General features: G+C 62.1%; 23 protein-coding genes and 1 tRNA gene. 7 read left to right on the top strand and 17 right to left on the bottom strand.

The annotated features are described in order from the left end of the window. Positions 1 to 155 precede the first annotated feature (155 nt). The 4 genes from P9273_RS14810 to P9273_RS14795 form a co-directional block, all read right to left on the bottom strand. Positions 156 to 1,616, bottom strand: a complete 1,461-nt coding sequence (locus tag P9273_RS14810; protein ID WP_278049562.1) for an AMP nucleosidase — start codon at positions 1,614 to 1,616, stop codon at positions 156 to 158. A gap of 127 nt (positions 1,617 to 1,743) precedes the next feature. After that, a complete protein-coding gene (locus tag P9273_RS14805) occupies positions 1,744 to 1,938 on the bottom strand; it encodes a hypothetical protein (RefSeq protein WP_278049561.1) in 195 nt (64 codons plus the stop codon). 66 nt (positions 1,939 to 2,004) lie between these two features. Continuing rightward, entirely contained in the window at positions 2,005 to 2,139 is a 135-nt protein-coding gene (locus tag P9273_RS14800; protein ID WP_278049560.1) for a hypothetical protein, read from the bottom strand. Between the two features lie 187 nt (positions 2,140 to 2,326). After that, on the bottom strand, positions 2,327 to 2,668 hold the full coding sequence (locus P9273_RS14795; protein WP_041002146.1) for a DUF2147 domain-containing protein: 342 nt from the start codon (positions 2,666 to 2,668) through the stop codon (positions 2,327 to 2,329). Positions 2,669 to 2,787: 119 nt separating this feature from the next. On the opposite strand from P9273_RS14795, the gene P9273_RS14790 reads away from it, so the two are divergent. The 3 genes from P9273_RS14790 to P9273_RS14780 all read left to right on the top strand — a co-directional run bounded on the left by P9273_RS14790 (position 2,788) and on the right by P9273_RS14780 (position 4,934). Continuing rightward, positions 2,788 to 2,976, top strand: a complete 189-nt coding sequence (locus tag P9273_RS14790; RefSeq protein ID WP_278049559.1) for a hypothetical protein — start codon at positions 2,788 to 2,790, stop codon at positions 2,974 to 2,976. 124 nt (positions 2,977 to 3,100) lie between these two features. After that, positions 3,101 to 3,367 carry an SEL1-like repeat protein gene (locus P9273_RS14785; protein WP_041002144.1) on the top strand — a complete coding sequence of 89 codons (267 nt, stop codon included), beginning with the start codon at positions 3,101 to 3,103 and terminating at the stop codon, positions 3,365 to 3,367. A gap of 445 nt (positions 3,368 to 3,812) precedes the next feature. Then, complete coding sequence (locus P9273_RS14780) at positions 3,813 to 4,934, top strand: ABC transporter substrate-binding protein (protein WP_041002142.1); 1,122 nt, start codon at positions 3,813 to 3,815, stop codon at positions 4,932 to 4,934. A 51-nt stretch (positions 4,935 to 4,985) separates the two neighbouring features. Here P9273_RS14780 and P9273_RS14775 read toward each other — a convergent pair whose 3' ends face one another. From P9273_RS14775 to P9273_RS14760, 4 genes are all read right to left on the bottom strand, one after another. Next, complete coding sequence (locus P9273_RS14775) at positions 4,986 to 6,950, bottom strand: acetyl/propionyl/methylcrotonyl-CoA carboxylase subunit alpha (protein ID WP_278049558.1); 1,965 nt, start codon at positions 6,948 to 6,950, stop codon at positions 4,986 to 4,988. Between the two features lie 49 nt (positions 6,951 to 6,999). Beyond that, positions 7,000 to 7,377, bottom strand: a complete 378-nt coding sequence (locus P9273_RS14770) for a hypothetical protein (protein WP_278049557.1) — start codon at positions 7,375 to 7,377, stop codon at positions 7,000 to 7,002. A gap of 119 nt (positions 7,378 to 7,496) precedes the next feature. Then, positions 7,497 to 8,027 (bottom strand): O-acetyl-ADP-ribose deacetylase, encoded by a 531-nt coding sequence (locus P9273_RS14765; RefSeq protein ID WP_278049556.1) that lies wholly within the window; start codon positions 8,025 to 8,027, stop codon positions 7,497 to 7,499. A 2-nt stretch (positions 8,028 to 8,029) separates the two neighbouring features. Continuing rightward, a complete protein-coding gene (locus P9273_RS14760) occupies positions 8,030 to 9,637 on the bottom strand; it encodes a carboxyl transferase domain-containing protein (RefSeq protein ID WP_278049555.1) in 1,608 nt (535 codons plus the stop codon). Positions 9,638 to 9,870: 233 nt separating this feature from the next. Here P9273_RS14760 and P9273_RS14755 point away from each other — a divergent pair, with 233 nt between their 5' ends. Continuing rightward, a complete protein-coding gene (locus P9273_RS14755) occupies positions 9,871 to 10,275 on the top strand; it encodes a hypothetical protein (protein ID WP_278049554.1) in 405 nt (134 codons plus the stop codon). 17 nt (positions 10,276 to 10,292) lie between these two features. Here P9273_RS14755 and P9273_RS14750 read toward each other — a convergent pair whose 3' ends face one another. From P9273_RS14750 to P9273_RS14735, 4 genes are all read right to left on the bottom strand, one after another. Then, positions 10,293 to 11,456, bottom strand: coding sequence for an isovaleryl-CoA dehydrogenase (locus P9273_RS14750; RefSeq protein ID WP_278049553.1), 1,164 nt, complete (start codon positions 11,454 to 11,456; stop codon positions 10,293 to 10,295). Between the two features lie 49 nt (positions 11,457 to 11,505). Beyond that, positions 11,506 to 12,153, bottom strand: coding sequence for a TetR/AcrR family transcriptional regulator (locus tag P9273_RS14745; protein ID WP_278049552.1), 648 nt, complete (start codon positions 12,151 to 12,153; stop codon positions 11,506 to 11,508). Between the two features lie 94 nt (positions 12,154 to 12,247). Then, positions 12,248 to 12,526, bottom strand: a complete 279-nt coding sequence (locus tag P9273_RS14740) for an acylphosphatase (protein WP_278049551.1) — start codon at positions 12,524 to 12,526, stop codon at positions 12,248 to 12,250. A gap of 102 nt (positions 12,527 to 12,628) precedes the next feature. Then, positions 12,629 to 13,741, bottom strand: coding sequence for a pyridoxal phosphate-dependent aminotransferase (locus P9273_RS14735; protein WP_278049550.1), 1,113 nt, complete (start codon positions 13,739 to 13,741; stop codon positions 12,629 to 12,631). Positions 13,742 to 13,863: 122 nt separating this feature from the next. Between P9273_RS14735 and P9273_RS14730 the strand changes: the two genes are divergently transcribed. After that, positions 13,864 to 15,543 (top strand): tetratricopeptide repeat-containing sulfotransferase family protein, encoded by a 1,680-nt coding sequence (locus tag P9273_RS14730; RefSeq protein ID WP_278049549.1) that lies wholly within the window; start codon positions 13,864 to 13,866, stop codon positions 15,541 to 15,543. A gap of 403 nt (positions 15,544 to 15,946) precedes the next feature. Here the strand turns inward: P9273_RS14730 and P9273_RS14725 are convergent, their stop codons facing one another. The 3 genes from P9273_RS14725 to P9273_RS14715 form a co-directional block, all read right to left on the bottom strand. Further along, positions 15,947 to 17,083, bottom strand: a complete 1,137-nt coding sequence (locus P9273_RS14725) for a porin (protein WP_278049548.1) — start codon at positions 17,081 to 17,083, stop codon at positions 15,947 to 15,949. 89 nt (positions 17,084 to 17,172) lie between these two features. Next, positions 17,173 to 17,433: a GIY-YIG nuclease family protein gene (locus tag P9273_RS14720; protein ID WP_278049547.1), complete on the bottom strand. Its 261-nt coding sequence runs from the start codon at positions 17,431 to 17,433 to the stop codon at positions 17,173 to 17,175. 95 nt (positions 17,434 to 17,528) lie between these two features. Further along, positions 17,529 to 17,619 (bottom strand) — tRNA-Ser (locus P9273_RS14715). Positions 17,620 to 18,067: 448 nt separating this feature from the next. Between P9273_RS14715 and P9273_RS14710 the strand changes: the two genes are divergently transcribed. Continuing rightward, positions 18,068 to 19,195: a porin gene (locus P9273_RS14710; RefSeq protein ID WP_278049546.1), complete on the top strand. Its 1,128-nt coding sequence runs from the start codon at positions 18,068 to 18,070 to the stop codon at positions 19,193 to 19,195. Positions 19,196 to 19,437: 242 nt separating this feature from the next. Beyond that, positions 19,438 to 20,514, top strand: a complete 1,077-nt coding sequence (locus P9273_RS14705) for a tyrosine-type recombinase/integrase (protein ID WP_278049545.1) — start codon at positions 19,438 to 19,440, stop codon at positions 20,512 to 20,514. Positions 20,515 to 20,590: 76 nt separating this feature from the next. Here the strand turns inward: P9273_RS14705 and P9273_RS14700 are convergent, their stop codons facing one another. After that, positions 20,591 to 21,487 carry an alpha/beta fold hydrolase gene (locus tag P9273_RS14700; protein WP_278049544.1) on the bottom strand — a complete coding sequence of 299 codons (897 nt, stop codon included), beginning with the start codon at positions 21,485 to 21,487 and terminating at the stop codon, positions 20,591 to 20,593. A gap of 222 nt (positions 21,488 to 21,709) precedes the next feature. Then, a partial coding sequence (locus P9273_RS14695) for a lytic transglycosylase domain-containing protein (RefSeq protein WP_278049542.1) occupies positions 21,710 to 23,529 on the bottom strand: 1,820 nt, incomplete at its 5' end.

The raw sequence follows: 23,529 nt of genomic DNA, 5'->3' as shown, positions 1-23,529 counted from the left end.
TTGTCGCCCCGGCAATCCGTTCTGATTGCTTATCGGCCAAATTGCGGCTCAAGCAAGACGACGGATTGCCTCGCCGGTAGCTGGCCGGCGCCTTCGAGCAATTCCAGGAAAAGTGCGCAGCGGTTTTCCGTCCGGAATTGCGTCAAATCAAACAGCTACTGGAACGCCGTTTCCGAAAAACTTCTGAGCTTGCGCGAATGCAGCCGCTCCATCGGCATTTCGGCGAGCTTCTCCATCGCCCTGATGCCGATGGTGAGATGCTGCGCCACCTGGCGCTTGTAGAACTCGGTCGCCATGCCGGGCAGCTTCAACTCGCCGTGCAGCGGCTTGTCTGAGACGCACAGCAGTGTTCCGTAAGGCACGCGGAAGCGGAAACCGTTGGCGGCGATGGTGGCCGATTCCATGTCGAGCGCGATGGCGCGCGACTGCGACAGCCTCTGCACCGGTCCGCGCTGGTCGCGCAGCTCCCAGTTGCGGTTGTCGATGGTGGCGACGGTGCCCGTGCGCATGATGCGCTTGAGGTCGTAGCCGGAAAGGCCGGTGACTTCGGCGACGGCTTCCTGCAGCGCCACCTGGATCTCGGCCAGCGGCGGGATCGGCACCCAGACGGGCAGGTCGTCGTCCAGCACATGGTCCTCGCGCACATAGGCATGCGCCAGCACATAGTCGCCAAGTGCCTGCGTGTTGCGCAGGCCCGCGCAATGGCCGAGCATGACCCAGGCATGCGGCCTCAGCACCGCGATGTGGTCGGTGATCGTCTTGGCGTTGGAAGGCCCGACGCCGATATTGACCATGGTTATGCCGCCGTGGCCGGGCTTCTTCAGGTGGTAGGCCGGCATCTGCGGCAGGCGCTGCGGCGGCGTGCCTTCGCTCGGCGAGCCGGCTCCCGCCTTGGTCACGACATTGCCCGGCTCGACGAATTCATTGTAGCCGCCTCCGCCACTCTCCATCAGTTCGCGAGCCCGCGCGACGAATTCGTCGATGTAGAACTGGTAATTGGTGAACAGCACGAAATTCTGGAAATGCTGAGGGCTGGTCGCCGTGTAATGCGTCATGCGGTGCAGCGAATAATCGATACGCTGTGCGGTGAACGGCGCCAGCGGCCTCGGCTCGCCGAACGCCACCTCGAAGGTGCCGTTGGCGATCTGGTCGTCGGTTCCGTCGAGATCCGGCACGTCGAACAGGTCGCGGATCGGCCGCTTGATGCGCTCGGCGGCCGCGCCGTCGACATAGGTGCCTTCCAGGAAGGCGAAATGTAGCGGGATCGGCGTGGTCGACTCCGACACCGTCACCTGTACGCCGTGATTGCGCATGATGAGCCGTAGCTGCTCGATGAGATAGTTCTCGAACAGTTGCGGCTGGGTGATGGTGGTGGCGAAATGCCCGGGCGTCGGCATATGGCCGTAGGCCTGGCGCGAGTCGATCTGCGTGAACGAGGTCGTGGTGACGCCGATCTGCGGATAGAAGGCCCGGTAGCGCTTGCTCTCGTCACCGCCCGCGGCAAGGGCCCCGAAGGAATCGCGCAGGAATTTGGTGTTGCGGTCGTAGAGCGCCTGCAGCGCCGCGACGGCCTTTTTGGCGTCATGGAAATCCTGCCTGCCGAAAGGCTCCGGCATGACGACCGATTCGATGGCTTGAGGGTAGATTCGCTTTTCCATGGCCCAATATAGAGATTTGGAAGAGCGGTTGGGAGGGGGGAGGGCGGCGTCAAGCCGACGCAAGGGCCGTTTTTCTTCGATGGCGTTATCCGCGCTGCAGGCTGATCAGCAGCACAAAGCCCACGCTGGTGTTCCTGTGTGCCGGCGCCTCGATCGTGTGGCCGGTGTCGGCCCGCATCATCGGCACCGCCAGCACCGGGGCGGCAAGCAGCATCAGGATGAGCGTCGCCCGCGGCAGCAGCCTGAGGATCTTCGTTGCGGTGGCGGCAATGCGGTTCATTTTGGTGGTGTCCCGATTTTCAACTTGGTCGATTTTCAGCTTTGTCGTTTCGGCGCGTCACTAGGTTCACGGAGCCGGGAACGAAGCCACGGGCCGCTCCCACAAGCGGGTCGAGCGACCGCTCTCGGCCACCAAGATGGCGAAGAACATGCCGAACAGGCTCATCAGCAGGCACACGATGGCGAAGCGACGGGCAAGCATTTCTCTCTCCTTCAGTGCGGGAGAGAGTGCCGGAATGCCTCTGAACCGGTTCTGAGACCGGTATTCATCTGCGGTTCAAATTGATTGACGAGGTTTGGCCTGTGCCGGTGCAGGTCCGGTGGAGCGCTGCCGCTGCAAAAGAAAACGGGGCCGTTCGGCCCCGCTTCGGATGGTCTGGAATTGGCGATCAGAGCTTGTGCCAGGTCTGGCTCTTGCAGATCAGGCCGCCGAGCACGCAACCGCTCATCTTGAGCGTTGTGCCTGTAAGGGTCGCCTTGCCGGAATAGGTCTTGTCGTTCGCCGGGTCGGTGATGCTGCCGGCATATTTGTTGTCGCCGGTCGCCTTCAGCGAGCCGATCGTCTTGCCGGCATATTTGCCGGTCTTGAGCGTGATGGAGAACGAGCCGCCGCCGTCGATCGTCGCCGTCTCGCCCGATTGCGTCTTCCAACTGCCCTCGATCGGGTCGGCCCAGGCGGCGCCCGCCATGATCAAGGTGGCCGCCAGGACCAGGCTCATCTTTCGAAACATCTTGTCCTCCTCTCCCTAGGGGCCGCAGCGGACCGCCTTGCTGCCCCTTACGCAAAGGTAAAGCTAATCCAGCTACGGCCAAAACGAAAGCGGTGCCGCGACGGAAGGTTGCAAGCATTTTGGCCACGCCGACGGCTGAAAATAAACGCGAACGGAAAAACGCTTCGGTTTCCGTGGTTAGCGAAGTCTTGATTCCCAGCGCGGCAATTTTCATCGAATTTGATGCAAAATGGCCGAAACGCTGGATTCCCATGCTTAACGAATTTCCGCGTTTACCTCTTGTTTTAGCTTTGTTTTCCTCAAATTAAGCAAGCCATTTAACGACGGATTCAAGGCCAGCCGTCATCCTCGAAAGCATCGAAAGAGCGGCCCGCCCCGAGGGATACTAAGGGAAAAAGGAGGCAGCTCTCGGGAGCCAGACAGGGGATTGAAATGGCACGCTTTGAAATGCTTGAAGACGGTTTCGGCGCCATGGGGGCAACTGCCCAGGCCGACATTCTTTTCGAACTGGGCATGATGTATGCGACCGGCCGCGACTGCGAGATCGATGTCGTTTCCGCCCACAAATGGTTCAACATCGCTGCGATCAAGGGCTCGGCCCGTGCCGCCGAGTTGCGCTCGGAACTGTCGGCCTCGATGTCGAAGCCCGAGATCGCCAAGGCGCTGCGCGAAGCGCGCGAATGGATGACGATGCACTGATCCTGCGGGTGTAGCGCCCGAAAGCCTTCAGCGGACAAGGCCGCGATAAGACGGCCGATTGATAAGACCAAAGAACGCGGCAGGTCAAAGAACCTCAAGCCGCGCCGACCATGATCCCGAACCGAAGGTCCACGCAGTGAAAAGTGGAGTCCGGTTTTCGGATCAGATCATGGTCCACTAGAAACAGGGAAGCGAGCGGGTTTCAGGCGCCGGGGCGTCTGGGGAGCTCGACTGCAAAAGCCGCGACCGGCCGAAACAAGGCCGGCGCGGTTTTTCCATTACGCGAGGTAATCACGCGGACGCGTGGCCCAAGCAATCCCGGCCGAAATGAACCAAAACCTTCCGAATTGTCCTCTCGACAGTTTCAGCGAAGGGTGAAATTGTCCCGGCTCTGTGAAGAAGCGCGGCCGGACGGCCATGCGCAAGTGGAGGAGTTCTTAAAGTCATGAAAAAATTGGGTATTTTGAGCGCGGCCGCATTTGGCCTGATGATGAGCGCCCCGGTCGCCTTCGCCGACGACATCACCATTTCGGTGGTCGGCCCGATGACCGGCCAGCTCGCCACCATCGGTGACCAGTTCAAGCAGGGCGCGCAGGCTGCCGCCGACGCAATCAATGCCGCCGGCGGCGTCAACGGCTCGCAGATCAAGCTCGACATCGAGGACGACCAGTGCGATCCGAAGCAGGCGGTGTCGGTCGCCAACCGCATCGTCGCCAATGGCGTCAAGTTCGTCGATGGTCATGCCTGCTCGGGCTCGAGCATCCCGGCCTCCGCCGTCTATGCGGAAGCCGGCACGCTGATGATGACCCCGGCCTCGTCCAACCCGGTGCTGACCGATGCCGCCGCCAAGGCCGGCTGGCCGACCATCATGCGCCTTTATACGCGTGACGACGCCCAGGGCGCCTTCATCGGCCCGTGGATCGCCAAGAAATATGCCGGCAAGAACGTCGTCATCCTGCACGACAAGAGCGCCTATGGCCAAGGCGTCGCCGATGCCGTGAAGGCGACGATGAATGCGGGCGGCCTCAAGGAGGTCGACTATGAAGGCATCAATGCCGGCGAGAAGGACTATTCGGCTCTCGTCACCAAGCTGAAGGAACTCAAGGCCGACGTCGTCTATTTCGGCGGCTACCATCCGGAAGCGGGCCTCATCCTGCGTCAGTCGGCCGAGCAGAACGTCAAGTTCCAGCTGATCATGCCGGACTCGATCGCCTCGCCGGAATTCTGGCAGGTCGCCGGCCCGGCCGGCGAAGGCACCATGTTCGTCTTCCCATCGGACCCGCAGGCCAAGCCCGAAGCGAAGGACGCGGTCGCCAAGATCAAGGCCGGCGGCTTCACGCCTGAAGGCTTCACGCTGTTCTCCTATGCCGTGATCCAGGCCGTGGCCGAAGGCGTCAAGCGCGCCGGCACCGACGATCCGGCCAAGGTCGCCGAGGCGCTCAAGGACGGCAAGCCGATCAGCACCGTCGTTGGCGATGTCATCTTCGACGAGAAGGGCGACCTGAAGAACGCCAGCTACGACATCAACCAGTGGCACGACGGCAAATACGCGCCGATCAAGCCGTAAGCCGGTTCTGTGTGCAGGCGAAATGGCCGGGCTTGTCCCGGCCATTTTATTTTAGACTTGACGGTCCTCGACAAACCGCACCAGCACCGTGCCGTCGCTGACCTGTGCGCCCTCGGCCGCGATCTCGGCGATCACCCCGTCATGCGGGGCGGCGATCGTGTGCTCCATCTTCATCGCCTCAAGGATCAGAAGCGGCTGGCCCTTGATCACGGCATCGCCTGCCCCGGCGCGCACCAGCTTCACCAGCCCCGGCATCGGGGCGCGCAGGCTGCCCGAGGCGGCTCCGGCCTCGTCGGCCTCGGCCAGCGGATCGGGAACCGCAAACGTATAACTCACCGCGCCTTCGAAGACGGTGACATGGCCTGGCCAGCGAGCGGTGTGCGGCATGGTCCTCAGATCATGCGTGTTCACCGCGTCGTGCGGCGCCTCCAGCGCCACCTGGAAGCGGCCGTCCGGCCGCGCCGAAACCCTGGCCAGGATGTTTTCCTCGCCATGGCGCAGCCGGATGCGGCGCGCGAGCGTGTGGAAATGCGCGTAGCCCGAAAGGGTAGACCATGGATCGGCGGCTAGGCCCCGCGCGCCAGCATCCGTCGCGGCCAGAGCCGCTGCGGCGATCGTCTCGTCGCTCGGCGCGGGTATGGCGGTAAGCGCCTCCTGATGACGGCCAATCAGCCCGGTGTCGACATCGCCCGCCGCGAAATCGGCGTCGGCAGCAAGCGCCGCCAGGAAGGCGGTGTTGACGGTCGAGCCGGCCACTTCCGTCCGCGCCAGCATGTCGCGCAGGCCATTGAGCGCCGTTGCCCGGTCCTTGCCGTGCACGACCAGCTTGGCGATCATCGGATCGTAGAAAGGCGAGATCGCATCCCCGGCGCGCACGCCGGTCTCGATGCGAATCGCGGTATTTTCCGGCACCGCGTCGGGGAATTTGAGATGATGCAGCGTGCCAGTCGCCGGGAGGAAGCCTTTCGTGGCGTCCTCGGCATAGAGGCGCGCCTCGAAAGCGTGGCCGGCAAGCGCGATCTCGCCTTGTGTTTTCGGCAGTTCTTCGCCGGACGCGACGCGCAGCTGCCATTCGACGAGATCGACGCCGGTGACCATCTCTGTGACGGGGTGCTCGACCTGCAGCCGCGTGTTCATCTCCATGAACCAGAAGCGGTCGGCCTTCAGGCCTTCGGAAGCATCGACGATGAACTCGATCGTGCCGGCGCCCGAATAATGGATCGCCTTGGCGGCCTTCACGGCCGCCTCCGTCATCGCCTTGCGCAGCGCAGGCGTCATTCCGGGGGCTGGCGCCTCCTCGATCACCTTCTGGTGGCGACGCTGCGCCGAGCAGTCGCGTTCGAAAAGATGCACCGCATTGCCGAAATTGTCGCCGAACACCTGCACTTCGATATGGCGCGGCTTGTCGACATATTTTTCGACGAGCACACGATCGTCGCCGAACGCCGCTTTCGCTTCGCGCCGGGCGCCTGACAGCGCTTCGGAGAAATCGTCAGGATCGTCGACGCGCCGCATGCCCTTGCCGCCGCCGCCGGCGCGTGCCTTGATCAGAACAGGATAGCCGATCTCGCGCGCCTTGGATGCGAGCAGCACGATTTCCTGCGCTTCTCCGTGATAGCCGGGCACCACCGGCACGCCGGCCTTCTCCATCAGCCGTTTGGCGGCGTCCTTCAATCCCATGGCGCGGATGGAGGCGGCGGACGGACCGATGAAGACGAGGCCTGCCGCCGTCACTTGGTCGACGAAATCGGGGTTTTCCGACAGGAAGCCGTAGCCGGGATGGATGGCCTCGGCGCCGATGGCGAGTGCCGCGGCCACGATCCTGTCGCCGCGCAGATAACTTTCGCCGACGGGCGAGGGGCCGATATGCACCGCTTCGTCGGCCATCTCGACATGCAGGGCGCGGGCATCGGCATCGGAATAGACGGCCACGCTGCGCACGCCGAGCTTGCGGGCGGTTCGGATCACGCGGCAGGCGATCTCGCCGCGATTGGCGATCAGAATCTTGCCGAACATGGAGCCTCCCGGTTTTGCGTCGGGCGGCGCCAGTCCTGCAGGCGCCGGCCTATTTCGAAGCGGCGATGGCGCAGCCGCCGCTCGCGGTTTTGACCTTCCACTTTCTCAGGCCGTACTGGCAGTTGCGCAAGGCGATCTCTTCCGCCGCCTTCTGGGTCGGCGCATTGAGTTTTGCTCCACAGATTATGTAAAGATCGACGACGCGCGAGTAGAAAGTTGTCGCATAGGCCGAATGCCCGCCCGCCGCGATGTAGCCAAGATAGGCTTTGTAGCAGGCTTCCTTTGGATCCAGCGACAAATTTGGAGCAAACCGTTTGTCTCCGATCTTGCCCGCCAGTGATTCTGCCGCCTCTGCGGCTGGTGCGACAAATATTAGAAATCCTGAAAGTATCGAAATAATCAGCTTGCGGAAATGTTTCAAGATCATTTTCACCCAACCCCATTTGCCCAGTGCAAGATGAGGAATAGCGAATATTTTCTTTCTGCACCAGCGGGCGTCGGGGAATTCGCATTTGCCTGTATTGAAGGATCCTTTGGCGCATAAGTTCAGCGCTCCCAGGCGCCAGCAACGGTGCGCCGGTAAAGCTCCGCTGTCTGGTCGTCGAAGCAGCAGAAGGTAACCACCTCCGGCACCGTGTTATGCCTCAGGAAGTCGGCTGTGGTTGCCACGGCGATACTGGTCGCTTCGTCCTTGGGAAAGCGGTAGATGCCAGTTGAGATCGCGGGAAAGGCGATCGTGCGACAGCCATGCGCGTTGGCGATTTCGAGCGAGCGCCGGTAGCAGGAGGCGAGCATCTCCGCCTCGCCCTTGCCGCCGCCGTGCCAGACCGGACCGACCGTGTGGATGACATAGCGCGCCGGCAGCCGATAGCCCATGGTCAGCTTGGCATCGCCGGTCTTGCAGCCACGAAGCATGCGGCATTCGGCAACCAGCTCCGGCCCAGCCGCGCGATGGATGGCGCCGTCGACGCCGCCACCACCCAGCAGCGAAGAATTCGCTGCGTTGACGATCGCGTCGACCGCGAGCTTGGTGATGTCGCCAGTGTGGATGCGGATTCTGTCGTCGAGAGTGCTCATCGTTACATCCTGAACACGCCGAACTTCGTCTCCTCGATGCCGGCATTGAGCGCCGCCGAGAGGCTGAGCGCCAGCACCTCGCGCGTTTTGGCCGGATCGATGATGCCGTCGTCCCAAAGCCTTGCCGAGGAATAGAGCGGATGACCCTCATGCTCGTATTTCATCAGGATCGGCTTCCTGAATTTGGCTTCCTCCTCGGCGCTCCATTCGCCGCCCTTGCGCTCGATGCCTTCGCGCTTGACCATGGCGAGCACCGTCGCGGCCTGCTCGCCCCCCATCACCGAGATGCGAGCGTTCGGCCACATCCACAGGAAGCGGGGTGAGTAGGCGCGGCCACACATGCCGTAATTGCCGGCGCCGAAGGAGCCGCCGATGATCACCGTGAGCTTCGGCACCGTTGCGGTGGCAACCGCCATCACCAGCTTGGCACCGTCCTTGGCGATGCCGCCAGCCTCGTACTTTCGCCCGACCATGAAGCCGGTGATGTTTTGCAAAAAGACCAGCGGAATGCCGCGCTGGCAGCAAAGCTCGATGAAATGCGCGCCTTTCAGCGCGCTCTCCGAGAAGAGCACGCCGTTGTTGCCGAGGATGCCGACCGGCATGCCGTGCAGATGCGCGAAGCCGGTGACCAGAGTCGTGCCGTAATTCTGCTTGAACTCGTCGAACTCCGAACCGTCGACGAGACGCGCTATCACCTCGCGCACATCATAAGGCTGGCGCAGATCCGTCGGCACGATGCCGTAGAGTTCGCTCGGATCGTAAAGCGATTGAATCGGCTTCTGCAGATTCAGGCTTAGGGATTTGTTCCGATTCAGGTTCCGGATGATGCGCCGGCAAATGGCCAGTGCATGCTCGTCATCCATGGCGTAGTGGTCGGCGACGCCGGAAAGCCTGGTGTGGACATCGGCGCCGCCGAGCTCCTCGGCGCTGACATCCTCGCCGGTTGCGGCCTTCACCAGCGGCGGGCCGCCGAGGAAGATGGTCGCCTGGTTGCGGACCATGATCGTTTCGTCCGACATCGCCGGCACATAGGCGCCGCCCGCCGTGCAGGACCCCATCACGCAGGCGATCTGCGGGATGCCGGCCGCCGACATGTTGGCCTGGTTGTAGAAGATGCGGCCGAAATGTTCGCGGTCGGGGAAGACCTCGTCCTGGTTGGGCAGATTGGCGCCGCCGCTGTCGACGAGGTAAACACAGGGCAGATTGTTCTGCAGCGCGATCTCCTGCGCCCTGAGATGCTTCTTCACCGTCAGCGGATAATAGGTGCCGCCCTTCACCGTCGCGTCGTTGACGACGACCATCACCTCGGTCCCCTCGACCCGTCCGACGCCGGTGATGATGCCGGCCGCGGGAATGTCCTCGCCATACATCGACCAGGCCGCGAACTGGCCGACCTCGAGGAAGGGCGAGCCGGCGTCGAGCAACTGCGCCAGCCGTTCGCGCGGCAAAAGCTTGCCACGCGAGACGTGGCGTTCGCGCGCCTCATCGGAGCCGCCGCGCTCGATGCCGGCTGCCTTCTCGGCGATGTCGGCGACCAGCGCCCGCATGCGCTCGGCATTGGCGCGGAATGTGTCGGAGGAGGGGGAGATCTGGGTTTGCAGTGTGGCCAATTTGTTCCTCACGCCTCTTGATGCCGTAGCGGAACCAGTGTAACAGCCCGCGCCCGGATGCTGCGTGCTAGGCGCGGCATCTTTTTTACGTATGACACCCTCAGGAGGCGACGATGGAAAGCATGGACATGCGTTTCACCAGATGTCTCCCTTCGGCCATGGCCTGACGCCGCCGAAGGGCGGTCTTCCACGTCCCGAATCTGAGCAAGAGGAACACGGCGCCCGCAGGCGCTGTGGGTGTCATCATGTATTTGCGGTTTGTAACGCCGCTGATCCATCCGAACAGCCGGGTGGAGACCGGCTTTTTTCATGCGTCCTGGTACCTGTACCGGATCGGATGTCCGGACTGGATCCATAACGAGCTGAACGATCAGTTCGACTGGTTCAACCGGCATCTGCCCATTCCAGGCCGGGTTGGCCGGCATTTCAAGCGCCGGAATTCGATCTGGGGCATCTGCTGGTTCCATCCGGACGCCAGGGAAGCGATCAGTCGTGCGCGTTATTGCGCCTGGCTGATCGAAGAGGGCGGATTGCCGGTGCGCCCGATCACGTCGGCGCGTCAACGCGAGGTCCTGTGGCGCGACGCGCATCAGATCGTCGCCAAGCCGACCGACGAGCTGCCCAAGGCATTCGGCTGAGATGGCGGAGAGGGACATCACAACCCCTCCGCCATGATCTCCCGGCCGATCAGCCAGCGGCGGATCTCGCTGGTGCCGGCGCCGATCTCGTAGAGCTTGGCATCGCGCAACAGCCGTCCCGCCGGATAGTCGTTGATATAGCCGTTGCCGCCGAGAAGCTGGATCGCGTCGAGCGCCATCTGCGTCGCCTTCTCGGCCGCGAAGAGCACGCAGCCGGCGGCGTCCTTGCGTGTGGTCTCGCCGCGGTCGCAGGCGGCCGCCACAGCATAAACGTAAGCCCGCGCGGCGTTCATCGTGGTATACATGTCGGCGAGCTTGCCCTGCACCAGCTGGAACGTACCGATCGGGTGGCCGAACTGCTTGCGCTCATGCACGTAAGGCACGGCGACGTCGAGGCAGGCCGCCATCAGCCCGATCGGCCCGCCCGAAAGCACCGCGCGCTCATAGTCGAGCCCCGACATCAGCACCTCGACGCCGCGTCCTTCCTCATGCAGCACGTTTTCGAAGGGCACCTCGACATTTTCGAAGACGAGCTCGCCGGTGTTGGAGCCGCGCATGCCGAGCTTGTCGAGCTTCTGCGCGACCGAAAAGCCGGCCATCGTCTTCTCGACGATGAAAGCGGTGATGCCGTGCGAATGGCGCTCCGGATCGGTCTTGGCGTAGACCACCATCGTTCCGGCGTCCGGGCCGTTGGTGATCCACATTTTCGAGCCGTTGAGCACATAGCGGTCGTTGCGCTTTTCGGCGCGCAGCCTGAGAGACACCACGTCCGAGCCGGCGCCCGGTTCCGACATCGCCAGCGCGCCGACGGTTTCGCCCGAGCAAAGGGCGGGCAGATACTTCTCCTTCTGCGCCGGCGTTGCCCAGCGGTTGATCTGGTTGACGCAGAGATTGGAATGCGCGCCGTAGGAGAGGCCGACCGAGGCCGACGCGCGCGAAATCTCCTCCATGGCCACGACATGCGCGAGATAGTTCATGCCGCTGCCGCCGAAATCGGGGTCGGCGGTGATGCCGAGCAGGCCGAGCGCGCCGAGCTCGGCCCACAGATGCGCGGGGAACTCGTTGGAGCGGTCGATCTCGGCCGCGATCGGCGCGATCCTGTCCTGGGCGAAGCGCCGCACCGTATCGCGCAGCGCCTCGATGTCGGGATCGAGTCCGAAGCTGAGCGTGTTCGTGTACATGCCGTTCCTCCCTGCGCATGCCCCGGCCTTCGCGGGGATCATGCCCGTATCAGAGTGCCACGGCGTCTCCGGCGCGGCCGAAAGGACGCGCGGTGCCATGGCTGATTGTCGCGCCGACCAGGCGCATTGTCATCGAAAGATATGATGCCGTGACTTCAGCGATCGACAGCCGTTCGCCCGGACGGAACCAGACGATGACGCCGGTCATCATCTGGATCAGTGCCATGGCGGTCAGGCCTGTATCGTCGATCTCGAAAGCACCGGCTTCAGCGCCGTCGCGCAGGATCTTGCGCAATTCCTTTTCGTAGGCCGTGCGCATCTTGAGGATCTGCGTCAGCCTTTCATGCGACAGGCTGCGCAATTCCATGTTGGAGACATGGGTGGCGTGACGCCGTTCGATGTGGAAAGCGATATGGTTTTCGACATAGGCGGCGAGCTGGCTTACCGGATCGGGGTTGGCCGGCCGCGCTGCGCTCCAGGCCTCGGTCAGGCCTTCCATATGCTCACGCATCAGCGTGAACAGGAGGTCCTCTTTGGTCGGGAAGTAGCGATAGAGCGCTGCCGCCTGCACGCCGACCTCCGCCGCCAGTTGCCGCATCGACATCGCCTCGTAGCCCAGCCGCGCGATCAGGTTGACCGCCGCCTCGCGGACGGCCGCCTCGGTCTTTTCCCCGTCGGAACCTGTTGTGCGCGCCATGTTCACCTCCGATGGGCGTTAATAAAACGAACGTTCAATTAATTCAAGGTGCATTATATGATCATCCACTCTGGTTTGCGGAAGCGAGATGAGACTAGAGGATCCGGAAATCCGTGGGCGCGTTGTCGGCCGCTTCCTCGATCTCGACCTTCGAGACCATCGCGCCCCGCGGCCCTTGCCACAGGCGTTCGATCATCGCCGTGACGGCGCCATCGGGGCCGGAAATCAGCGCGGTGACCGAGCCGTCCTGTTCGTTGCGCACCCAACCCGTCAGCCCGAGACGCATGGCTTCGCCGCGCGTCCAGACGCGGTAGCTCACACCTTGCACGGTACCGGAAACGCGCGCCCGAACGGCTCTTTGCTCACCTTGCATCGTCCGCTCCAAAATCTTCCCCAACAATCTGGAGCACGAAAGGTCAAATGCAACCGACTTGGCGCGCCTGCTGGCAGCCGCAAGCATGCAACCGAAGTTCGGTCAGTTCCCCCGCGCCGCCGCAAGGGCGCCTGGCAGTTCCTCGGCGAAGATGTCGAGCTCATGGTCAAGTCCGACGCTGACCCTAATGCAGCGGTCGAGCCTTGGCGCCATCGGCTTGCGGATGAACACATCGCGCGACAAGAGGTTCTGCATCACCTTCAGCGCGAAGGCGCCGTCACGGCCGCAGTCGATGGTGACGAAATTGGTCGCCGACGGCAACGGCTTGAGATCGTTCTGCCTGGCGATGTCCGAGATGCGCTCGCGGCCTGCCGCCACGCGCGCCACCACCGAACGCAGATAGTCCTGATCGGCAAGCGCCTCGAGACCGGCGATCTGCGCCATGCGGCTGACGCCGTAATGGTTGCGGATCTTCTCGAAATCGCGGATCACCTCCGCTTCCGCGACCGCATAGCCGCAGCGTATGCCGGCCAGTCCGTAAGCCTTGGAGAAGGTGCGCATGCGGATGACGTTCGGCCGCGCGACATCGATCGCCGGCAGCGCCGAGGCCGGTCCCAACTCGCCATAGGCCTCGTCGAGCACCAGCATGGTGGTTTCCGGCAGCGCTTCGATGAAGCGGACGACATCCGGCGCTTCCCACCAGCTTCCCATCGGATTGTCGGGGTTGGAGAGATAGACCAGCGGCGCCTTTTCGCTGATGACCTTGGCGAGAAGCCCGTCCAGGTCCTCCTTATCGTCGGCATAGGGGACCGTCACCAGGCGGCCACCGACGCCGGCAATGTGGAAATTGAAGGTGGGATAAGCGCCGAGCGAGGTGACCACCGCGTCGCCGGGGCTGACATACATGCGCGCCACCAGGCCGAGCAGGCCGTCGATGCCTTCGCCGACGACCACGTTTTCAACGGCCACGCCGTGATGCGCGGCCGCTGCAACCTTCAGTTCGTAATTGTCGGGATCGCAATACATCCACTGGTCGCGCGCGACGCTTTCCATCCGGGCGATGACGCGCGGCGAGGGCCCGAAACTGCTTTCATTGGCGCCGATGCGGGCCCGGAACGGCCGCCCGCGCTCGCGCTCCTGCGCCTCCGGTCCGACGAACGGCACCGTGGTTGGAAGCGCGCCGATGATCGGCGTGAGGGAAGGACGACGAAGCATGGCACAGGCTCGCGTGAGAAAAGGGGCTTCTTGCTAGCGTGGGCGGAGGATGGCTGCAAGCCGCCGTCGATACACAGAGCGCGTGGACTGGATTCCGTCGCTGCATTTTGCTAGCAGACGCCATGAAAAATCGTCTGCCGCCTGCCTGGTCCAAGCACCTCAAATCCGGCGCTATGCCGAAAACCAGATGGCCTCAGGCAGGCCCGCCACAGCCGAGCCTCCAGCAGGCAAATTCGCTTGCCCGCGCGCAGGCCGACGACGCGTTGCTGATGAAAGCTTATGAGCATCAGCAAGCCAAACGACTGGATGAAGCGCAGGATCTATGCCTCCAAGTGCTGGCTCGAAGGCCAAACCATCCGCTGGCCCTATACATTATGGGCACCGTTTGTCTGGGCTACGACGACGAGGCGGCTCTGCGCTATTTCGGACGTGCAATCGCTGAGGAGCCTAAGAATCCTTATTACCATCTCAGCCTCGGCGAGGCCTATGGCAAGCTGAGCGAATATTCGGCGGCGATCAACCATATTCAGTATGCATTGGAAGTGCAGCCGGATCTCGTCGAGGCGCTTTGTGCCTTGGGGCGCGTCTACACACAGTTCGACAAACCTGATTTGGCTTTGCCCCTGTATGAGAAGGCGCTGAAGATCAATCGCGACCATCCCAAGGCGCGGATCGGAATAGCGGCCGCGCTCACTGGCCTCGGGCGCATGGATGAGGCCGCTTCCTATCTCAGAGAGGCGATCGAACGTCGCATCGATGCGGCGGCCGCCTACTACGACCTTGTGCAAACCCAAAAGTTCACCGAGGAGCCCGCCGAACTTCAGGCGATCCTTCGCGAGCTGAACAGTCCGGGGCTTAAGCCGGAGGCCAGAGCGAGTCTCAACTACGCCGCCGGTAAGGTGGAAAACGACCTCAAGCGCTATGCGGAAGCCTTCGGCCATTTCAAGAAAGCGAAGCAAGCGGAAGGTTACAAATTCAACATCGATCAGTATCGTCGTTTCATAGATCTGACGATTCAAACCTTCACGCCGGAGTTGTTTGCCGCAAGGTTTGGTTACGGCAATCCTTCCGAAGCGCCTGTGTTCGTGGTGGGCATGCCGCGCTCGGGCACCACGCTTACCGAACAAATCTGCGCCAGCCATCCCGAGGTTCATGGCGCCGGAGAGCTTAGCAAGCTGAGACGGGTTGCGAATGCAATCGGCCTGCAACCCTCCGTCTCGGATTTCAACAAGCCGATCATGACGATCACCGAGGGCTTGTCGAAGACTTTGGCCGAAGAACACCTTTCCTATCTGCGGGAGCGCGCCCCGAGGGCGCAGCGCATCGTCGACAAGATGCCGCATAATTTCGAATTGATCGGCCTCCTCACCCTGCTCTTTCCCAAGGCGCGCATCATTCACTGTCGCCGCGATGCCATTGATAACTGCGTATCGTGCTATGTCCTGCCGTTCAGCTCAGCGCACAGCTACAATACGGACCTGCAGGCGCTAGGCCTCTACTATCGCGAATACGATCGGTTGATGCGTCACTGGAACGAGGTTTTCCCGGGCCGCATCTTCGAGAATCGCTATGAGACGCTTGTGGAGGACCAGGAGGCACAGTCGCGCCGGCTCATAGATTATCTCAGGCTGCCATGGGATGATGCATGCCTTCGTTTCTTCGACAGGGAAGGCGCGGTCACCACCCCCAGCCGCTGGCAGGTTCGTCAGCCGATCTACAAATCGTCCGTGAAGCGCTGGAAGAACTACGAAAATGAGATCCAGCCTTTGATTGAGGCCTTGGGCGACCTCGCCGACACCTGATCTTCAGCAGAGCCGCAGTATTGGCATGGCAGTGCGGCAGGAACCGACGCTTTGAAAGTGGGTAGCTGGCTCTGTCTTTCATGAACCTGTACGGGTGCTGCCATCGCGCCGGTTGCTGCAAACAGCTATCGGCCGCGCCTAACCTGAACCCGGATACATCTTCGTAAAATCGCGCTCTAACCGAGCGCCACAACTGTGTTGCATCCGAATGCATGCGCGGGATGCGGTAAGTCCGCGATACGGTTTCGGCCGGAGCTGCCTGAAAGCAATCAGACACGAATCACCAAGCCGTTTGCGGAAAGGCGACTTAGCCGAGGCGGCACGCGTTTGAGATGTCGGTTCCGGCGAAAAAACCCGGCGGTTGCCCGCCGGGTTTTCTTGGTCGCCCCAAAAATACCTGGTCCTAGAAGTCGCGCTGGAAGCGGATGATACCACCCCAGCTGTTCTTCTTCGTGGCGCCGGTCCAGTTGGAGTTATCCGCATCACCGAATCTGCCATCGTGGAGGAAATTGACTTCGGGCGTGATCGTGAGGCCGGGAACGACGGTGTATGCAACGTTAGCCGACAGGCCGTAGTTCTTGAACTGATCGCCCGACACCTGGAGATTGAACGAAGCCTTGTCGCTGAACTTGTAAGTGCCGCCGGCCCAGAAAGCCCAGTGGCCGCCCCATGGCTTGTAGAAGGAGCGATCGAGTCCAACATCGCCAAGCTTACCGTCGCTGCCGTAACCGAACATGCCGAACAACGACAGTTCATTGGTCACGTTCACATCAAGGCGAACCTTGCCCGACACGTTTTCGTAGTTGCTGTCATAGGCAACGACGCCGACGATGTCGCCCCAGCCCTGCGTCCACTTTACGCCGCCGACGACGTGCGGGACATAGCTGTCAATCGTTCCGATAGCCCCATCATACCTGCCCGAACCCTCTTCCAGCGAAACCACTGCCGAGAAGCCATTGCCGGCGTCGAAGTAGTATTGGATCTCGTTGGTCTGGAAGCCGCCGTACGGAACCAGCGTATCCTGGATCACGTTGCCGGCATAGCCGACGAAAGTGTCGAATGCCGATTCGTCGAGACCGACGCGCAGACCGCCGAGCTGAATCCAGGCGAAGTGGATGTCGAAGGATTTATTGCCGGCTTCGTTGTACACCAAGTCAGCGTTTCGGTTGCCGAAATTCATGCGCATTTCGGTGTAGGTCTTCAACGTGCCGAGTTCGGTTTCCTGACCGGTCCAGGTCTTCAGCGTGAAGCGGGTGTTCTTCAGCCAGGTGCCCTGATCCTTACCAGTTACAACATCGCTCGTGCGAGCACCGTCGAACGAACCGAGGTCGCCGCCGGCGGCGTCATAGCGCACATAGCCGCCGATGCGCAGGCAGGTCTCGGTGCCCGGGATGTAGAAGTAGCCGGCGCCGTAGACGTCGCAGATCTTGACGTATTCGGCCGGTTCCGGCTCGGCGACGGTCACCGCGTCGGCGGCGCGAGCACCGGAAACTGCGATCAGGGCCGCAGCTGAGCCGAGAAGAAGGCTCTTGATGTTCATTTTCTGACCTCCAGTCAGAATCGAACGAGGAGGTCGGAGAAAAGCCAGCCAGTTGAGCCGCTTTCCCTTTCATTCCATAAAGTTAAGCCTTAGATCGGCCAGCAAGACTCTGTCCGCCAAAACCGTTTGTTGGCGAACGCTTTGCCAGATCCGGTCTTGAAATAACGCTCGAGTTGCCGAGCGTTGGTCTCGGTTTCAACCGCGATATAGGCCTTCAAGGCGACAGGCAAATAGGCCTTGGTCGAAGTCACCTGTCCCGATTGGCGCGATTCGAACCGACGTCGAAGATCATTTGTCGATCCGACATAAATATCGCCATTGTGAAGCTGCAGGAAATAGACATACCACATAGTCCCCCTACGCTACTTCGTAGCTTCGGGCGACACTCCTACGCCGAAATGCGGCTTCGGGTGGCCTGCCACCCCGAAGCCCGCAGGGGGTAGGGTGGCGGAGAGGATGGGATTCGAACCCACGAGAAGCTTTTGACCTCTACTCCCTTAGCAGGGGAGCGCCTTCGACCACTCGGCCACCTCTCCGTCGCGCGCTGGATAAAGAAAAGCGCCGGCACAATCAACAAGCCGGCGCCATAATCGGCGAAAAATCGGCAGGCTCCGCAGCTCGCGTGCCCACAAGTGGCGATTCTGCGGCAATTGGCTGGCGGTCGACTCAGCGCGCGTGCCGCAATTCGGTCGACCCAGCGCCGGATTCGCCCGGATTCAGGGCCTCGAGGGTCTCGATGGTTAACGAGAGCTTTCTGAGTGAGGCCAAATCGTGTCATTTGTGCAACAACCCCCGGGGATAGCGCCCGGACAGCGCTTGCGCCGATACGATCGTGGTTGAACGGCGCCGGCTCATGGGTAATGTCAGCTTCGAAGGAGCGGCGCGGTGCGCATCTTTTTCGGTAGTGGGGATGGGGCAGGGAACGCTGTCCTTCAGCAAAAAATACCCAGACCCGTTTTTTAACTTTTGACTGGAGGTCAGAAAATGAACATCAAGAGCCTTCTTCTCGGCTCAGCTGCGGCCCTGATCGCAGTTTCCGGTGCTCGCGCCGCCGACGCGGTGACCGTCGCCGAGCCGGAACCGGCCGAATACGTCAAGATCTGCGACGTCTACGGCGCCGGCTACTTCTACATCCCGGGCACCGAGACCTGCCTGCGCATCGGCGGCTATGTGCGCTACGATATCGGCGTGGGTGACATTGGTTCGTTCGACGGTGCGATCACCGCTGACCGTGAGGACGGCGATGCGAACCATACCTATTACAAGAACGCCCGCTTCACGCTGAAGACCTGGACTGGCCAGGAAACCGAGCTCGGCACGTTGAAGACCTATACCGAAACCCGCTTCAACTTCGGCAACACGAATGGCGCTATCGTTGACAATGGTGCCTTCGGCAAAGGCGTGTCGCTGAACTTCGCCTGGATCCAGCTCGGTGGTCTCCGCGTCGGTAAGGACGAATCGGCCTTCGATACGTTCATCGGCTACGCCGGCAACGTCATCCAGGATACGCTGGTTCCGTACGGCGGCTTCGACACCAACGTCGTGCAGTACTACTTCGATGCCGGCAACGGCTTCTCGGCCGTGGTTTCGTTGGAAGAAGGCTCGGGCTACTACTCGATCGACAGCTACGTTCCGAACGTCGTCGGCGGCGTGAAGTGGACCCAGGGTTGGGGCGCGATCACCGGCGTCGTGGCCTACGAAAGCGCCTACGAAGAAGTGGCCGGCAAGGTGCGTTTGGACGTGAATGTCAACGACGCGCTTTCGCTCTTCATCATGGGCGGCTATGGCTCGGATGACAATCTGTCGGACCCGACCTGGGTTCGTCCTGGTGGCGGCCGCGGCTTCTACAAGCAGTGGAGCGGCAACTGGGCTGTGTGGGGCGGCGGTACTTACAAGTTCAACGAGAAGGCCAGCTTCAACGCTCAGTTGTCCTACGACGAGGGCAAGAACTTCGGCGCTGCAGCTAACGTCGCCTACACCTTGGTTCCTGGCTTCACGGTCACGGCCGAAGTCGACTACCTGCATGTCGGTTCGGACACCGTCTCCAACTGGACCGGTGCCGACAAGGAAAACAGCTGGGGCGGCATGCTCCGCTTCCAGCGCGACTTCTAAGGGCTGGTTCGATACAGTTGAAATCCGGCCCGGGCGTTTCCATGCCCGGGCCGAATTGTTTCGCGATGGGTCAACGCTAACGAAAGGATGGGGGTGAAACGGTAAGCTGATGATCCCGTAGGATGGTTTCGTGGGATCCGCCTCTTGGTGGATGGAATCACAACTGCGTGATCAAAACTCTTGAAAGGATGCTCCCGAGCGGTTAGGGCTGAACCCCTTAACCACAGGGGGTGTGGCTAGAAATGTCGAACGAAGCGGTTCAAGAGGCCGAGGCCTCTGGTCATTTTGCGGTATTTTCTTCTCAGAATTCGAACTTTCGATACACCTACAACAAGATCAGAGAAGTAAAGTCGTACAGGATCGGGGAGCTTTTCGCAGCTTATCGAGATATACTCTGGGACGACGGGCGGCATAAATACAATGTCAGCTCGTTCATCGGTGAAATAGACGAGATCCTGCTCGGAGAGCGTTTCAGCACCTTTGACCAGAACACCCTGGACAATCTTATCGGTACGTTGCGCCAGCGCGGCAACAGCAATGCAACCATCAATCGCAAGATGGCTGCCCTCAGCAAATTGCTGCGTAAGGCGCATAAGATGGGAGATATCCACAGCCTGCCAGAGTTCCGCCGCCAGAAGGAGCGGGCGGGACGGATTCGTTTCCTCGAAAGGGACGAAGAGGCAAGGCTGTTCGCGGCGATCAGGAGCCGCAGCGAAGATGCCTACCGGCTTTCAGTCTTCCTGGTCGATACCGGCTGCCGTCTCGGCGAGGCGCTCGGCCTGATCTGGAATGACATCCAGGAGCACCGGGTCTCCTTCTGGATCACCAAATCCGGCCGCAGCCGCACCATTCCGATGACCGAACGCGTCAAGGAAGTCATCAAGCTGCCGCCGAGCACGGAAGGGCGCCGGCCGAAAGGCCCGTTCGCCATGTTGACCCAGGCGCAGTACCGCGCGATCTGGAACGAAGCGAAGACGGAAGTCGGTCTCGGCGCCGACGAGCAGGTGGTGCCCCATATCCTGCGTCACACTTGCGCGTCACGTCTCGTCCAGGGCGGGATCGACATCAGGCGCGTCCAGATGTGGCTGGGCCACCAGACACTGTCGATGACCATGCGTTACGCGCATCTTGCCACCAACGATCTCGATGGCTGTGTCGTCGTTCTGGAGAAGCCGCGCGGCGATGAAGCCTCGCCTCGGTCCGTCGAGAACTCCGTGTTCGCGTCGCCCCTCACCACGCCGGCCTCCGCCCCATCGTCTCGGAAAGCAAAAGGGTCGGAACCGGTCAAGGCATCCCGCAAGCGCTCGAAAGGCGAATAGGCCGGTCGGACCGTCCCTCGGCGGGCAAAATTCTATACTTCAGCACCAAGCCCGAGGCCGATATAGTCTCGGGCTTTTACTTTTGTTTGAGTTGATTTTCTTCTCGATCGAGAAACGCGGCGATCTTTTCCGGCAAATCGCCGATTTCGAGGAAAGGCGCGTGGCCCTGGCCTTCGGCGGTGATCGATTGCATACCAGGATGCCGCTCCTGCATCTCTTTGAGCGTCGCCGTGGAAAGCAGTTTCGAGTTTGCGCCGCGAATGGCAAGCAGCGGGATGGGGGTAAGAGCGTCGAACTGCGGCCACAGGTGCGGCAGCGGCTTGCCGAAGTCGATGCCGGCCAGCGTGTCGATCAGGGCCGGATCGAAATCCGGCACCCAGCCGGCCTCCGTCTGGCGGCAGATCGCCCGGACCATCCGCGCCCAGTCGGCGTCGGTGAGTGCCGGAAAGTCGGCGCCATGCACACGGCGCTGAGCATCCATCGCCTCGGTGAATGTCTTCGCTTTCGGCGCGCGGTCGAGATAGGAGCGGATATGGGCGAGGCCCTCCGCTTCGATCACCGGGCCGATGTCGTTCAGCACGATGGCTTTCAGTGCGGCCGGCTTCAATGCCCCGAGCACATGGATGATCAGGCCGCCGCGCGAGGTGCCGATGAAGGCGGCCTGCTCAATGCCGAGCGCAGACAGTCCGGCAAGTACATCGCCGGCTTCGACCCCGACATTATAGTGGCCGATATCGGAATCGTGGTCGGATTGTCCGCGGCCGCGATAGTCGAAGGCGATGATCTTGCGCCGGCTCTTCGTCTTGCTTGAAAGGTAGAGGGCCAGTTTATGGAAGTCGCGGGCATTGCGGGTGACGCCAGGCAGGCAGACGACCGGCCAGCCGCTGTTGCCCTCGCCATAGATCCGGGCATGGAGCTTCAGACCGTCAGGTGCGGCGTAGAAAAAGTCGGAAAAGCCTTCGTCGCTCGCCATCGGAATACTGCTCCTCGCTTGGGGGTGGCCGACAGCTACAGGCGAGGGCAGGGATCGTCAAATGGCGAGTTCTTCCTTCTCCCCTTGTGGGAGAAGGTGTCGCCGAAGGCGACGGATGAGGGGTGCTCCAGGGAAAACCAGCGTCTCACTCCGCTGGAACACCTCTCATCCGACCGAGCTTCGCTCGGGCACCTTCTTCCACAAGGGGAGCAAGAAAAGCGCTCAGCTCCGTCCGTTCACAAGGTCCCCCACGATGTCGTATTTCCCCGAAATACGCATTTTGTAGACCTCGTAATTTTCCATCACGCGTTGCACGTAACTTCTTGTTTCCGTGTAGGGAATCCGCTCGATCCAATCGACGACCGCGTCCACGTCCTTACCGCGCGGGTCGCCGTATTTTGCCACCCATTGGGCGGCGCGGTTCGGGCCGGCATTGTAGCCGGCGAAGGTCAGCACATAGGAGCCGCTGAAGCGGTCGAGCTGCTCGCCGAGAAAGGCCGAGCCCAGCGTCGCGTTGTAGCCGGCGTCGGTGGTCAGCCGCGCCTGCGAGAAGGTCATGCCGGCCTTCTTCGCCAACTGCTTGGCGGTGCCCGGCATCAGTTGCAGCAGGCCGCGCGCGCCGGCGCTGGAGACGGCGCTGACGTTGAACTCGCTTTCCTGGCGGGCGATGGCATAGGCAAGCGCCTTGCCGGACCCCGAAACATTGGCCGAATCGGGAATGACACCCAGCGGGTGCGACAGCGCGCCGACATCGATGCCGCGCTGCGCGGCGATCTTGCCGACCTTCAGCGCCATGAAATGGTTCCCCTGCTTTTCGGCCAGCAGCGCAAGCAGCGCCAGTTCGCCCGGGCTGGTCAGTTGCCCGGCAAGGTCGCGGTAGAGCGTTTCGGCGTAGCGGTCATAGCCCGCCTCCTGCAGCCGCTTGATCGCGTTCACCGCCTCGCGGCCGTCGAAGCTCTGGCGGTCGGCCGCACTCGGTTTCGGATAGGCGATGTTGAGCGTCCTCAAGCCCACGCGCTCGCCCGCGAGCTGGCCGTAGAAGGTCGTGCCGTAGCTGGCCGCGCGTGTGAAATAGTCCTTGGCGCTGCCTGGGCCGCCGACTTCCGCCGCGCGGCCGAGCCAATAATAGGCGCGCGACAGCGACACCGGTCCCTGCGCGAGCTCGGCGATGCGCGAAAAATGTTTGGCCGCCGTCGCCGGGTCGTTGAGGCCGCGCAGCGCATACCAGCCAGCGTGGAACTCGGCCTCGGCGGCATTGGCCGGGCTTTCGGCCGCATGCATGGAGACGATTTTGTAGGCGGTCTTCATATCGCCTTGGTCGACCAGCTCGCGCGACAGCACGCGGCGCTCGACCCACCAGGCATCGGGGTCGACCAGCGAATCGCGGTTCGTCGGCGCCTTCATCACGACAGCAGCAGCATCGGCGAATTTCTGCTGCTTGCGCAGATATTCCGCCTCGGCGAAGAAATAGCCCGCCGAGCGCTGCGCCGCGGGCACCGCCTTCAACAGCTTGGCGGCGTTCTTGTCGCCCTTGCCGGCGGCCGCCCAGGCATCCGCCAGCGGCTGTGCACCGGCGAGGCCGGCGACCCGCAGCGCCGAGGACGGCCGGTCGGCATAGAACATGCGCTCCATGCGGTAGCGATGGTCGGCCGCCGGAATCAGCGTGCCGAACTCTTTGATAATGGCGTTCTCATCCTTGGCTTCCAGCTTTTCGCTGCGCCAGAACGGCACCAGCACCGCGCGCGCCGCCGCCTGGTTGCCAAGCGCCACCTGCGAGCGGGCAAGGATGATGACGCCCTCCGGCGTCAGCGGCTGGCTGCGGCCGAAGGCCTGCACCACCACTTGCGGCGGGGGGTTCTCGCGATAGAGCGCGCGCTCGCTGTTCTTGCGCAGCGCGACCGTACCTGGCCATCCGGGAAGCATCTTGGCGGCATCGGCGATCTCGCCGCTCGGCACCTGGTCGCCGCCGTAGAGAGCGATCGCCCAGGCCAGGATGTGCCGGTCGAGCGAAATGGCGGGCAGTGTGTCGCGCGCATTGCGCG

It is taken from the genome of Mesorhizobium sp. WSM4935 (assembly GCF_029625735.1).
Lineage (GTDB): Bacteria > Pseudomonadota > Alphaproteobacteria > Rhizobiales > Rhizobiaceae > Mesorhizobium.
The sequence above is the reverse complement of the archived record's forward strand: the minus strand, read 5'-3'. Positions and strand labels throughout refer to the sequence as shown.